At 40.2% G+C, this 12996-nt stretch carries 18 protein-coding genes; 2 read left to right on the forward strand and 16 right to left on the reverse strand.

What is annotated here, in order from left to right:
• Nucleotides 1-42: 42 nt before the first annotated feature.
• The 12 genes from RM553_RS12670 to RM553_RS12725 all read right to left on the reverse strand — a co-directional run bounded on the left by RM553_RS12670 (nucleotide 43) and on the right by RM553_RS12725 (nucleotide 10323).
• A complete protein-coding gene (locus RM553_RS12670; RefSeq protein WP_311535306.1) occupies nucleotides 43-3378 on the reverse strand; it encodes a LamG-like jellyroll fold domain-containing protein in 3336 nt (1111 codons plus the stop codon).
• An 87-nt stretch (nucleotides 3379-3465) separates the two neighbouring features.
• Entirely contained in the window at nucleotides 3466-3999 is a 534-nt protein-coding gene (locus RM553_RS12675; RefSeq protein WP_311535307.1) for a transglycosylase SLT domain-containing protein, read from the reverse strand.
• Nucleotides 3999-4358 carry a hypothetical protein gene (locus tag RM553_RS12680; protein ID WP_311535308.1) on the reverse strand — a complete coding sequence of 120 codons (360 nt, stop codon included), beginning with the start codon at nucleotides 4356-4358 and terminating at the stop codon, nucleotides 3999-4001. Before RM553_RS12680 ends, RM553_RS12675 begins: the two co-directional genes overlap by 1 nt.
• 3 nt (nucleotides 4359-4361) lie before the next feature.
• A complete protein-coding gene (locus RM553_RS12685) occupies nucleotides 4362-4859 on the reverse strand; it encodes a hypothetical protein (RefSeq protein ID WP_311535309.1) in 498 nt (165 codons plus the stop codon).
• Between the two features lie 30 nt (nucleotides 4860-4889).
• Nucleotides 4890-5075 carry a hypothetical protein gene (locus tag RM553_RS12690; protein WP_311535310.1) on the reverse strand — a complete coding sequence of 62 codons (186 nt, stop codon included), beginning with the start codon at nucleotides 5073-5075 and terminating at the stop codon, nucleotides 4890-4892.
• Nucleotides 5047-5892, reverse strand: coding sequence for a hypothetical protein (locus RM553_RS12695; RefSeq protein ID WP_311535311.1), 846 nt, complete (start codon nucleotides 5890-5892; stop codon nucleotides 5047-5049). Before RM553_RS12695 ends, RM553_RS12690 begins: the two co-directional genes overlap by 29 nt.
• 8 nt (nucleotides 5893-5900) lie before the next feature.
• Nucleotides 5901-6173 (reverse strand): hypothetical protein, encoded by a 273-nt coding sequence (locus RM553_RS12700; RefSeq protein ID WP_311535312.1) that lies wholly within the window; start codon nucleotides 6171-6173, stop codon nucleotides 5901-5903.
• The gene (locus RM553_RS12705) at nucleotides 6170-6526 is read right to left on the reverse strand and encodes a hypothetical protein (RefSeq protein WP_311535313.1); all 357 of its coding nucleotides are present in this window, start codon (nucleotides 6524-6526) and stop codon (nucleotides 6170-6172) included. Before RM553_RS12705 ends, RM553_RS12700 begins: the two co-directional genes overlap by 4 nt.
• A gap of 89 nt (nucleotides 6527-6615) precedes the next feature.
• Nucleotides 6616-7215 carry a hypothetical protein gene (locus RM553_RS12710; protein ID WP_311535314.1) on the reverse strand — a complete coding sequence of 200 codons (600 nt, stop codon included), beginning with the start codon at nucleotides 7213-7215 and terminating at the stop codon, nucleotides 6616-6618.
• A 68-nt stretch (nucleotides 7216-7283) separates the two neighbouring features.
• Complete coding sequence (locus RM553_RS12715) at nucleotides 7284-7757, reverse strand: hypothetical protein (RefSeq protein ID WP_311535315.1); 474 nt, start codon at nucleotides 7755-7757, stop codon at nucleotides 7284-7286.
• A gap of 62 nt (nucleotides 7758-7819) precedes the next feature.
• On the reverse strand, nucleotides 7820-8491 hold the full coding sequence (locus RM553_RS12720; protein ID WP_311535316.1) for a hypothetical protein: 672 nt from the start codon (nucleotides 8489-8491) through the stop codon (nucleotides 7820-7822).
• Complete coding sequence (locus RM553_RS12725; protein WP_311535317.1) at nucleotides 8491-10323, reverse strand: hypothetical protein; 1833 nt, start codon at nucleotides 10321-10323, stop codon at nucleotides 8491-8493. Before RM553_RS12725 ends, RM553_RS12720 begins: the two co-directional genes overlap by 1 nt.
• A 349-nt stretch (nucleotides 10324-10672) precedes the next feature.
• Between RM553_RS12725 and RM553_RS12730 the strand changes: the two genes are divergently transcribed.
• Together RM553_RS12730 and RM553_RS12735 are read left to right on the forward strand one after the other, a co-directional pair.
• The gene (locus RM553_RS12730) at nucleotides 10673-10930 is read left to right on the forward strand and encodes a type II toxin-antitoxin system RelB/DinJ family antitoxin (protein ID WP_311535318.1); all 258 of its coding nucleotides are present in this window, start codon (nucleotides 10673-10675) and stop codon (nucleotides 10928-10930) included.
• A complete protein-coding gene (locus tag RM553_RS12735; protein ID WP_311535319.1) occupies nucleotides 10927-11205 on the forward strand; it encodes a type II toxin-antitoxin system YafQ family toxin in 279 nt (92 codons plus the stop codon). Before RM553_RS12730 ends, RM553_RS12735 begins: the two co-directional genes overlap by 4 nt.
• 107 nt (nucleotides 11206-11312) lie before the next feature.
• Here the strand turns inward: RM553_RS12735 and RM553_RS12740 are convergent, their stop codons facing one another.
• Genes RM553_RS12740 through RM553_RS12755 form a run of 4 tightly spaced genes read right to left on the reverse strand, consistent with a single transcriptional unit; the run spans nucleotide 11313 to nucleotide 12977 of the window.
• Nucleotides 11313-12044, reverse strand: coding sequence for a DNA adenine methylase (locus tag RM553_RS12740; protein WP_311535320.1), 732 nt, complete (start codon nucleotides 12042-12044; stop codon nucleotides 11313-11315).
• Nucleotides 12045-12093: 49 nt separating this feature from the next.
• The gene (locus RM553_RS12745; RefSeq protein WP_311535321.1) at nucleotides 12094-12465 is read right to left on the reverse strand and encodes a hypothetical protein; all 372 of its coding nucleotides are present in this window, start codon (nucleotides 12463-12465) and stop codon (nucleotides 12094-12096) included.
• Between the two features lie 38 nt (nucleotides 12466-12503).
• Nucleotides 12504-12677, reverse strand: a complete 174-nt coding sequence (locus tag RM553_RS12750) for a hypothetical protein (RefSeq protein WP_311535322.1) — start codon at nucleotides 12675-12677, stop codon at nucleotides 12504-12506.
• 48 nt (nucleotides 12678-12725) lie between these two features.
• On the reverse strand, nucleotides 12726-12977 hold the full coding sequence (locus RM553_RS12755; RefSeq protein ID WP_311535323.1) for a hypothetical protein: 252 nt from the start codon (nucleotides 12975-12977) through the stop codon (nucleotides 12726-12728).
• Nucleotides 12978-12996 lie beyond the last annotated feature (19 nt).

Below are 12996 nucleotides of genomic sequence, written 5' to 3' on the forward strand. Positions count from 1 at the left end.
TTTTGATTTAATTAATACTTGTTTTATGGTTGTTACAGCAAATCATCTGTAATAATTACCTTTCGCCGCTTCTACATCAGCCAATGTTGGCTCATAATCTTTCCATATGTACAGTCCGTCTAGGGCTCCCTTAAAAAATAATCCAACACCTGGGTAAGTACCTATTCCAGTTGTTCCTGAAGTATACTCTTTCATTCCTGCGTAAGCTCCAGTCATAGATCCTTCTCCGACTGATACTCCATTGACGTAAATTTTTAAACCGCTAAAATCATGAGATCCATTATAGGTAAAAAACAAATCGTACCATACACCCACCTTCTTCTCAAAGATGTATTCCTTAGATATAAATACAGATGAATTGTTTTGAGAATAAAGCCTAAAAACTATTTTATCCGGCATGGAATAGATGTACCATTCTCTTAAGCTCTTTATTCTGGAAATTAGCATGCAGTCCCCATCAGCTTCAGCAAACTTCACTCTCATAGCTATTCCAAAAGGTAAATCTGTAGTGCCGTCAGTAAAAGAAGTATTGCTGGTTTTAGGGAAAATTGCGTATGAATTTCCAACAAAACCAAACGCATTATCAATTAATCCAATTAAATTCTTTCTTATATGATAAGTGATGGGATTAACACCATTTATCAAATCGGTAATGATTCCATTCTCCCCGTCTTCTCCGTTATTGGCAAAAATCAAGTTTGTAGAAGGAAAATTAGGATAAACTGTTTCTTCTTTAGCTTGCAATAACATAGGTTTCACTTTTGTACCTTCAATTCCAAATGCACCATAGGAAAATTCAATGTCTTCAGTAATAGCTATTCCTTTAATGAAACTGAAATGCTTTTGAAAACCAATAATGAGATTGCCTTCGTGAAATTCCGAAGCAAACCAAAAACCTTCTCCCGCTAATAAATTTTCTTCCCTCAACAAGAGTTCCCAAGTAACACCGTCATTTTTTGAAACCCATATATCCGCAGAAAAATTATTTGTGTTTTCAGATGTTCCTGAAGGATCCAGTTTGAATCCTGCGTATATATAACCAGTGAGATCAGACTGTCTTAAAAAGAAACAATTTTGATAGTGAGTATCGAGAACTAAAGTTAAATCCTGATCATTTGTAGTTCTATATATTTGTCCTACTGGAGATTGGTCTGTACCAAACAATCTAGAAGTAGGAGTTGACAAAACAGCGGTAAATTGTGAGATCTCTTTTTCTGTTATTATTGCTTCCCAGGTTCCTCCATTATCGGTACTGCGATAATTTAAATTAGCTCCATAATCATCACCAGCACATACATAAACATTATTAGTAGTTTGGTCTACATGGACATCGTGAATGTGCCTGAACGATAATCCACTAAATGACACTTCCCAAGAATCCCCGTCAGAAGTTTTATAAACTTTTGCATTGGGTGCGCCTAAGGAATAAACTCCGGCAAAAATGTTTCCTAATCCATCTTCATCTATACCCCAAATACATTCTCTATCGGCTAATTGAAGAACCTTTTCCACAATGCCATTTTTATACCTGTACAATGCATGGTCCCCAACAGCTATGGAAGAAGAAGTGCTGTTTAATGGAGAGAAATAAATACTTCCATCACTACCTTCAAATGCACATCTCCATTCAGTCGTTCCTGCTAACGTCAAAAGAATTTCTTCTTTTTCATCGTAGCTCCACCGTACAAATGATTCCCCAATACCAGCATATATATATCTTTTAGTGATGACCGATGAAGTAATTTCTTTTCTTAATTGATAAGCTTTAAATTTCAAGGCAGATGGGACATCATTACTGGCACCAGAATTTAAATCGGCAAGGTTCAAAAAAGGCTTATTATCGGAACCTATTGAAAGTGCGTTGTTTGCATCCCATGATATACCCTCATCCCCCTTAAAACAAATAATTTCATCTCTTTCAGTGATGTAATATTGCTTATTGAACATATAGGAATTTACAAACCGGTTCATTCCGAAGTAATCCTTACAAAATACTGTTTGAGGATCTTGTAAAATAAACTCTTCTAAATCCAGGTTCCATTCGTAAGTATCGTAAAAATCTCCTTTAGACCAGAAAATATAATCTGTTAACCCCGTGAAATACACATTAGAAAAAAAGGCATTTTTTTGAGACCTGGCAGCAAATCCTACTTTACTAGCAACTGTGAACCCCTCTAGTTGAGGAAAATCCTCTAAATTGAGTGACATTAAAGTAGCATCATCAATTTTAGTAGATCCAAACTGAGAAGTTTTGATATAAAAAGTATTACCATTTCTTACGACTGATAACCTGGAAGGTCCCGTTGTATTCCATCCGCCGACACCATCAATAGGATAAGGAGCCAAAGCGGTTCCATCAATGATTGTTTCTTCAGTGGTTTGGGAAAAGTTATATACCAGTCGATAAGAAGAATTGCCTTGCCCGGAATTTCCTGTCATACTTCTGATCACTGAAAGAGTATGTTCATAGCCTGTTTTCGGATCTACCCAGAAAGCTATCACTAAAGTCATAAAATCATCATCAGGATCTGAAGAGGAAAGAGTAGCTTCAAATGTGTAATAAGCAAATTCTCGGGGAGAAATAAAACCTGTATAACAATGATAGTTCTTCTTCAGAAAGATCCTGTCGTTAATAGCATCATAACCCCAAGCCGTTTTTTTATAAAATTCTTCTGCGGTAAGCCGATATTCTGCATTTGGCTCTAATTCGTTTAATGCAGGAAAATTAGGCGGAGAGGTTTCACCAATAGCAGTAAGACCACCCTGCACGGTATTGTTGTAATGAGAAAACATCTCCCACCTTTTATAAACTTCCTCTAAATTAATCCCAGCACTACTCGCAACATCAAATTCCCGCGGGGTTTGAACTATAATTCCCCGCTTTAGCAGATAATCTGGAATAACTTTGTTGGTTCCATGCTCAGTAATAAAATACTGCTGATCCTTCTTACCTCGTGGAAGTTCTTTATTTTTTGGAGCAAATGGAATTTCAGTTTCCGGTTCTACTTTTTCCCACTTGTTTAAATCTCCATTATAGAAGAAATAAGCGTTTTCAAGAGTAACAAACCTATGTTCCTGGTCTTTTAGGTCCTTTTGGGGGATTGACTGTAATTCCTGTAGATCATTAACTCCGGGGCCGTAAACCTTTGGGGAATTAGAGCTTTCTATGGCTTCATTAACAATATTCCAGGTATTGTTTCCGGCATTATAGGAGTAGTAGGAATTTATAATGCGAACAAATCGCCGTTGCTTATCCTTTTTGGCATCGGCAGGAAGTGCATTTAGATCTTCAATATTCGTTACCGGGGCAGCATATTGAATTTCAGTGTTGTTAATTACACTTCCCTTACCTACTTTATCTACTATTAATCCTGGCATTTTACTTTTTTCTTAGATTGTCGTTTTCCTTTTCACTCTGTACAAGCGCATAACCGGCGGCCACTATCCCGGCCACCAGTAAATAATTTATGAGACTACTTTTTTTTTAAACTCGGCCATCCAGTTAGCCGGGATCTTCTCCAGCATGTCCGATTCAATTTCGCCTTTGGTAATCTTCATATCGCCGTTGTTGTCGAAAGAAGAATTTTGCTCTGCAATTCTTCTTACACGGTATGCGGTAGATCCAAGTACATAACTGGCAGCTTTGCCAACAGCGGCAGGATAAAAAGTAGTCAGGTATAGATCCGTATAGCTTTTCAGCTTTGAGCGGTACCTCACGTAATATTTGTACACCCAATCCAATTGTTCTACTGCGGTCATACGGGCTAAACGGTCTATTGTAGTGCCTAGATCAATCGCCGTATCTGGCATAAACTGGATAAGCCCGGTAGCATTGGTGTACGGGTTCCGGATAGAAGAAGAAAAGCTTCGTGCGCTTTCCCAGTTGATAATTGCCATAAGCCAGTTAGGGTTAATTCCTAATCTTGTACTGATTTCCCGCACTTTTGCGACAAAGGCAGTTCTATAGCTGGCCGGTACATTTTCTTCGTATATAAGCATTACAATGTTACTTTTTTGGGTTCTGAACCTACACTCATAAGGATAAGCAGGCCAACAGTGGCACCTATCGCCGGCCACAAATATTTCGGCGTTTCTTTCTTCGGGTTGGATTGTACTACTACTTCTGGCATTTCTTCTATATTAAGTTCTAAGGTTACCACTGGAGGAATGCTCTCCAGGGAAAATACTTTGGGTTTTCTCCCAACAAAACTGATCCTTACCTGGTCGGTAGGATTTCCGTTCAACATTACATAGCCGCTGGAATTTGCAACAGCACCGTTGCTATTGGAAAAGGAAGCGTGCGCCTTGTACAGCGGACTTCCGAATTCATCTACTATTTTGAATTGCCTGGTGATCATAATTTAAAATGCCTGTGGAATTATCTTTTTCAGTTGAGCAAAATCTTCAGGTTGTAATTCCTTACTTAACCAGTAGTTCAGGTTTTTCTTTGGTGCAAACCAGTCAGAATCTTTTGAAATACCAGTAGCTGTGATATATCCTCGCTTTCCAAATGCATCTGAAACTTTTATATAATCGTTATAGGTAAGTCCAGACAACAAGCTCTTAATCCTTTTACGTTCTTCGTCATTTGCTGACCATATAGTACCCATAGCATCCTGCAACTGATTCGCTATGTTTAATGCCTGTGCATCTGAAATACTGGAAGGAGGAAGTTTTTTATCTTCTACCAGAGTATTGTCTTTAGTATTGGACTTATCCTCGTTAGGGCTTTTAAAATCTTTGTAAATATTCCAGACCACATAGGTTACGCCTATAGTAGCTCCAATTCCTAAAATTGGTTTCCAGTTTTCCTGAATAAAATTCTTTTCCTTTGCTAAGGACATTGTAGATACTGCCATGCTTGCTATTGTTAATAAGGGAAACATTGTTTAAATGAAGGTTTTCAGGAATGCCCACTTTTTATTGAGCATTTCCCGGGCTTTTTGGCTTCTTGCCATTTTCCCCAGCCTTTCAATTTCAAGTGCTGAACAGTTATTGGCAATGAAGCTTAATTCCTTGGTTTTCTTGATTTCTTCTTCCGGGCTATTACCCGTTACTATTAGCGTTGCTGGCATTTTGAATGAGATTGTATTTGATTAATAATTTTTCGTAGTCTTTTTGAAATTCCTTGTTTCCGCTGGCATGTTGAACAATTACATAGTATGCAGCGGCTACCCATTCATCAGGAATACCAGGGTTAGAAATGGTATCGACTACCTGGCTTTTAGTGTCCGATAACTGCGGCGTTTGTGGCTGAGGGCTGTTTAATCCCGGTTGCTGGCCAGCTTTTAAAGAGGCTATACCGCCTATTATGGCTTCAGGATTTGCGGCAAAAGCTTCTAATAATTTATCGACTGCGGAAGGTTTGGACTGCTTTTCTATATCATTTTCCAGCCTCATATTTTCCCTTTCCAGCCGCTTGTTATCGGCCTCCAGTTCGGCATTTCTTTTCTTCAGTTCTTCTGCCAGTTCCTTAACGTCCGTAAAACGGTCTGCCTGGCTTCGCATGCTCATAATTTCCGGTAAGCCTAAACCAAAATTAGCCGCGCCGTTAAGCCCCTGTGAAGGGCTGTTGAATTGTTGCGGCGTGGCAGCCGGCGAGGCCTGGCCACCACTTGCAGCAACGTTTCTTGTGTCTATGGCAAAGTTCAACCCGCAGCCTTCTTTTCTCCAGCTGGAGCCGTTTTTGATCTTCCGCTGTACCTGAATGGTTTTGATGCCTTTTTCTGCCAGGGCAAGAAAATAACCTAACGGCGTATCAAACTTTTTCAGGTCCTGGTAGCCCAGGGCTTTTTCAATTTGCTTTTCAGTGTCAACATTATACACTTCCAGACGGTTAAGCTCATTTCTACTTAGCCATTCTATAATTTCTGCTATATCTCGCTTTGCCATAATTGTAATTAATCGCAGTTTTCAATTGGAGAGCCGTAATAGCACAGCAAATTCCTGCTGCTTTTGTCCTGGCCCTCGAATACTATTGGGAATTCGCCTTGCATCACCATGTTGTGACAACCGGCTGAAAAAGCTTCTCCCGGTTTCACTACAGTATGATATACGCGTACGTTTTCAGCTCCGAAATTGTAGAAGGTAGGTTCTACCATATCATTAATGCTGAAGGTTGTATCTTCAGTGATCTTCTTAAATCCCAGGTGAGCTTTTTTCAGTCCGTTCATGCCGTGGTATCTTCTTTGATTATTCCGAAGGCTATTTGCACGGGTATATCTGCTGCTAAAGCCGTATCTGCGAAAAGAACCGCCTTAACAGTAGATCCGCCCTTGTACTCGATAGGTTTGAAACCATCCAGATACAAACCGGCATTGCTTTTTTTCCAAAAATCCAGGTCCATTGCCGCCGAAACGGTATTGCCGTTTTCTTTAAGCTCCAGGTTTACGATTTTGTCCTTTGTGCCGCTGAAGGTAGCCGCGGCAACTATGCGCGTTCCCTTATCAAGGGATATTTCTTTTTCAGCTAAGGTTTGCCCTGCCGGAAGGGTAACATTCAGCGTTTTCCAGTCCACTTTTTTCATTTGTGATTTTTTTGAGGTGAGAATTAAAAAAGCCCTGAACCCATAAGCGGCCAGGGCTTTTCACTATTAACCAACCAAATTTTTATTTTTTAGGCTTTTCTGGAAGTTTTGAAACCTTGCAGCCTTACTTCCATGTAAATGAATTTACCGGCAGCAGATGGAGCCAATACTTTTCCGTTAGGAAGTCTCAGGTACCACTCCATAGGCTGATCGTCAACTAAATAATTGAAGCCTTCAAGGTCATGGTAATAATCTTCAGGAGAACCTGGAGAAATTGCTTTTACCACATCTGCCAGAGGAAGATCCAGAACTTCACGCCCATTTTGAGTAATAACAATACTTGCGTTTCGTGCAATGGCAGGAGCCTTGGAAGCTGTATAATCTACAGAACCTTCTTCCCCTTGCGCATCAGCTTCGCCAAACCCTATGGCAATCTTATCAAAGATCTGCGCCTGGTTTTTTGGAAGCTTTGTTTCAGAAATAGAAGAAACGCCGTCCACTTTCTTCGTGTTTTCGTCAATGATCCTGATCTGACCACCGGCGTTAGTCACTTCTTTTCTTACGAAAACAGTGTGACGGGTAAGCCTTACCTGTTCCAATCCGATAAGGCCGGATAGTTCGCTTGAAAAAGCGTTTGCAATGGCAATAAGGAAAGCCGCTGCTGCTAAAAGTTTTTCTCTATTTTTCATTTTAATGTTCGTTTTTGATTAATAAATGATGATGTGATGAATAATTATAAACTGATAAAAATTGGTTGTTAAAACATAGAAGCTTCGCCTCCGGCTGCTTCTTTATAAACTTCCTGAATTTGAGGCGTTGGCCTTTGTGCCGGCAGCTTATCAAAATTGATTACTGGCGCGGCAAGCATTGGGCGCTGTTCGTCACATGGGCAGGCAAGGCCTACCATACCGGCCACAAATTTGTTGGCAGTGGTGGTGCTTTCGGTTACCGGTTCCATTTGCTTTGCAGCGGCTTCTTTGATAAGAGCGGCCCCCTGAGAGAATGCCATCCCCAAAAGAAGGAATTTTGCTACCTGGTCTCCCGTAGTGGTGCCTTTTACAGCGGCAGCGCCAAGGGTTCCCGCGGCTACAATCCCTGCACGGGCATAGGTTTTTTGCTCAGCCGGTACCATTGCAACAATACCACCGGACACAGCACCGCCAGCTACTGCACCTCCCAAGGTTAATGCACTGCTGCTGGCTGTTTTCGAAGTTATTTTTCCGAACTTCATAGATTTCTGTTTTTAGAATTAATTAATAATTGATTTACTTGTCCGTTACTGCTGCTTTTACATTACTTTTTTGCGGCTGCGCTCCACGCTATGAGGGCGAAAGTTGCCGTAAATACCCAGGGCAAATATTGCGGTACCCTGCTTTCTAATTTTTGTTCCTGGTTTTCTGAATTATCTACTGCCACGTTGTTAAAATTTATAAGGTTAACAATGATATTTTTTTTCTGCCATTGGTAAGGTTCCGGCCTTGATCCCTCGTAAAAATTCGCTTCAACCGAAACAAATTCTTTCCCGGAAAATCCGGAGCCGTACAGACTAAGCGAAGCTTCAAATGCCTTAATAACTGCCAGGGCCGCTATTTCGCAAATGGCCGCTTTTTGCAATGCCACTTTTGCCAGGCTGGAGATTATTTCAAAATTGGCCTGCTGGGCGTAATATGCACGGGCCACTTCCAGGGCTTCAATTACCTGGTTAAGTTTTTCCGTGTACTCGTTAGCAGAAAGCCTTTCAAAATCATCTGCCACAGATAAGTTTTCTGTTAAGCCTGAAAACCACGGGCGGAAGATTTTAACCCATTCTGCCACATCACTGCTTAACCCGGTATCTAAAATATTCGCCTGGGCATCATAAGTGGTTTTAATTTCCGCGGCGGCAAGAAGGTTCTTCAGGTTTTCAGCTACAGGGCCAATGGCCTTAACTTCCAGTCTTTTTAATATGGCAGTTATAGAACTCATTATTTAGCTTTTTTTGCAGGTTTTGAAACCGTTTTTGCCCCGCCTTTCAGCATTGGTAATAGAAATGGTAATAATGCCAGGCCTACCCCTGCGGCTATAATGCCGCCGTTACCGCTTTTTGTCTCACCCTGCCCGGTTACAACGGGGCCGTTGCCATTACCGTTGCCAGCCGTTGCACCGCCGTTGCTGTTTACCGGCTGGTAAGTATTACCAGTTGTTGGAGTGGTTGTAGGTGTATTGTTGTTTTGATTTTGCTGTTGCAACAATTGTTGATTGTTCCAACTTTTCAAAGAAGATTTATCTACGGTATAAACGTAAAAATCAATTTCGTTTAGGCGGTCGGGAGCGGCTTTTTTAAGATCTTTCCCGGACGAAAAACCTTGAATTGGGTAGTTTCTTAATTCCGAAGAAGTCGCTTTCACTGCTCTTTTTGTAACCCGAATGTTATTAGCTTCAAATTGAGCGTTAAATCCGTCTATAACCTCTTTCAGAAGCTTTTCTGTTTCTGCTTCGGCCCAGTCATTGGCCAGCTTTGTAGATTTCGCCTTTTCGTGCTGACTGGTTCTAAATAAGTGATTGTTACCTCTAAGGTTAGCATCTATAGCTGTTAGCTGACGGTCCACATTTTCCATTGTGGTTTCAGAAAGCATTTTTTGAAGCCACGGATAACAATTCTCAGCAAAACGCTTTTTAATTTCTTCCGGTGTTAATGAAGCTCCCCAGCTTGAAAGGCCATATTTCAGTACATTGGAAATATTTTTACTTAATTCCAGTTTATCTAAAATCCCCTTTATGATTCCGCCAAATGGAATTGCCCCGGCTGCAAGATCCAAACCGGCATCTACTATTCCACCATTGGCATTGCCGGAACCGGAAGAAGAACTGGTTGTTCTAACTGCTGTTGAATTGGAAGCAGTACTGCCTGAGAAGGAAGAGAAGGCATCGCTGAAGCTAAAACCAAGACCAGTAAGCCCAACAACCCTGTTGCTATTAAATGCCTGTTTAATTGCCAAATAAGGCACATATTCTGTAAGACTAACAGGATAGACAATACCTTCTACCTGTACCCCGTCATATACCAGGTTAATACGAGGATCAAACCCCTTGGAAGTGTAATAATTTACCGCCTTCCTCAGATCTATCACCTGATCTTCTGGCGCACCTTTTTTAAGAAGGAAATGACAAAAACTGTCGAAATTCTCAATAATTCGTTGGGTGCGTTCATCCTGAGGCGCATTTAAACCAACGTGCATAAGTTTAGGCATAAAAATATCTGCTTTTTCTAAGTATTCTACTTCAGTGTTTTGATGCCGAGTGGCATCGATCACAAACGTTGGCGCATTTTCTGAATATGTTTCTTTAGTTTGATCCTGGTAAACCACTACATACACGTGGGTGAATTCGTCCGGAAAAAAATACGGCTGCCTTACCTGGCGTATGGCGTGCTTAATACCAAGGTTGGAAAGAATGGAAGAAGCGAAAACCGAAAAACTTTTGCAGTCGGTTCCCGTTTTTCGTTGTAACCATGTACAAGCCGGAGAGCGCAGCTGTTGCAGCGCGCCATCGGCTGTATATTGTACATGGTCATACAGGAACTGATAGATGTTAGCAATTGTTCCCTGTAGTGATTGGCCTTCCAGAACAAGGGCTAATTTTGCCGTTTGCCAGCGGTATTTTTCAACCCAGGCACGCATTTGATCAACGGTAAAAAAAGTGTCACCCTCGCCAAGCGGGGTGCTCTCGCATTTAACCGCGGGCATAAGTTTCTCGTACTCTTTGCCGCTGCGCAATTGGCGCTTTAATGCCGTTGATATGTCTTGTTTTCCAGCCATTCTTAAAATGAAGAAACATTTCGTTTAGGCTGCTAAGATGGGGAGGGAAAAAAGAGAAGGCAGAGAATTCGGTTCTATTCGGTAGAACTTTCGCTTAAAAAGTTTTATTTGGTTTTATTTAACTTTTTTCGGAATAATTTAAGGTAATTCAGTTTTTTATTGTAGAATTCCGTTGTAAATCCTTTTAAAACGTTGTAAACTGTCGTAAAAATGCAAGGAATTGTTAAAGATCCGTTGTAGACCTCGTTGCAACGGCTTTTTTATCCTTGATTTTGTTTTGGATTTTGTTTCGGTTTTTGTTCGTAACTTTGTGCTAGTTTGGTTATAATTAGTTCAAAAACAACTCAGAATGGTTACGATTAAGATTGATGAGCGCACTAAAGCCGGGAAAGCTTTTTTAGAAATTGCCAAGATATTTTCAAGGGAGAAAAAAGGAGTTGAGATTGTGAAACCAGCTTTGGTAAAAAAAGCTAAATCTAAAAGCTATCCGGTTTCTAAAAACGTTCCTAATGCCGAAACCCTGAAGGCAATGGAAGAAGCTGAAAAAGGGATAGGAGTTAAAAGGTTTGATAGTGTGGACGCCCTTTTTGAAGATTTAGGGATATGATTTATAAAGTACACAGGAAGAACACCTTTAAAAAAGATTTGAAACGTTGCCAAAAAAGGAACTATAATTTAAACCTTATTCGGACAATTATATTAAGGTTAAGCGAAAAGGGAAATATTCCTGCAAAACATAATCCGCATCTTCTAAAAGGGAACTATAAAGGGCATTGGGAATGCCATATTAAACCTGACTGGCTTCTAATCTGGCTACAGGACGATAAAGAAAAAGAAATTACCCTTGTACGTACCGGCACCCATAGCGACCTTTTTAAATAAGATTTTTTTTCAGCAGCTGGCAGCGTTAAAAACGGCGTTAGGATCCTTGGCCAGAAACGTCAAAAATGACGTTGCTCGAGTAGCGTTGGAAATGGCGTTGCAGGATCTCAAACTTTTGTTACTATCCCGGAAAAATCCGGAAGCTTAAGAATTTCCTCGAAAATGGCCTGTTTTTCATAATCGGGCATTTGTTCCAGACGGTTGACCCAGCGTTTAGCCTTCCGCTTAATGCGTAGCCTTTCGCGGTAGTTATCGCCGGCAAAACGGTAATCGTGCAAAAGGCTAAGATCTGAGTAATTGTAATACAAGACTTCAGTTGCCATGCCCTGGGAAGTCTTAACCTGGAATTCAATTTTTGACCAGTTTTTTAGGTAATCTTCATAGATAGAATTAGGATAGGTAGAAATTAAAATATCGATATTCCTAAACCTTGGGCTCTTTATTAAATGAAGTAAAATTCTATGGTCTGAATCAGTCATTTCGTGATCATAAACCAATTGAGAATTTTTGCGGCTATCCAAAGGGTAAGGAGGATCTAAGTAAATTACCGTTTTGCCCAGTTCTTCAAATTTTAGCCGTTGCAACAATTCAACGGCATCCAGGTTGTACAGTTCCAGCCAGTCATGGTTTAGCTTTTTCCATTTCCTGTACACCTCTTTGCTCAGGTCGTTGCCTATCATCCTGGCAGGCTTTTTTATGGTCCTGGAAACATAACCGTTGCCTAAAAACGGCTCAATAAAAGTATCGTGAGGCCGAATGCAGTTAATAATCTTTTGTACCGCACCACTGGCACCTTTGCCGCCAAAGTATCTTTTTGCTATGCCTTTTTCGGGTTTCATAGAGTTGGATTAGTAAAAGCCGTTGCAACGGGTGCAACGGCGGTTAGATTTAAAATTTTCTTTTAATTCCATAGCAAAGACACCCAAAACGCCTGTCATCATCTGTTATGCCTTTTTTGAATTTTTCAATTTTTCCAAAAATATCTAGCACTTCAAAACCATTTGGAATACAATTGTACCATTCAGCAGGAAGTAAATAATGTACTTCTCCTGGTTTTAAATAGCTTTCCCCTTCGTCACGCATATCGCTTTTATACGAACACCACTCGCCAAAACCCCACATTTTTAAATCCGATTTTTTTGCACTTTCAATTGCTGATAAAAATTCTTTTTTGGTTTTAGGAATAAACTGATTTTTTATTTTTTTATCCCGGTCAAATTGTGGTGTAACTATTTGGATTACTGGTTTTCTTTTTTTCATAAATTGTTTTTAAGCCGTTGCAACGGCATGGTTAAAATTTATCTTATTCTTAAATTAAGCCACTGCCTGTATATTCTCATGGGAGCGCAAGTTGCACCCGGTTTTTCATTCTCTATCACCGGTAAGGTTTTGTTTTTTAAGAAGTTGCTGAAAGGTGCCTGGTGTAGTATTGGTAATTCTGAAACCACTACATAATCTACATTTTTGGTCATAGGTTAAGTTATTTAGCCGTTGCAACGGGTATTGCAATGGCCTTGGGTTTAATATTTAATTGTTACTTTTCGTCCACTGCGCTTGGTAATTACAGCCTTGGCATCTTTCAAGTACTTTTTGGTAGCCAGCAACTTTTTTCCTTTGTAAATTTCATAGCCTTGTTTGCGATCTTTGGCCGGCAAATACTCAGATTTAAGGCTGGAAATTGCATAATATCCCCGCTCTTTATCTTCCTGGTACCAGCCTTCATCTGCTAGGTTTAAAACAATTGGTTCTTTAGTTTTCTTTGTTTTTGACATTATTATTTGAGTTTAATTA

It is taken from the genome of Autumnicola tepida (assembly GCF_031846485.1).
Taxonomy (GTDB): Bacteria; Bacteroidota; Bacteroidia; order Flavobacteriales; family Flavobacteriaceae; genus Autumnicola; species Autumnicola tepida.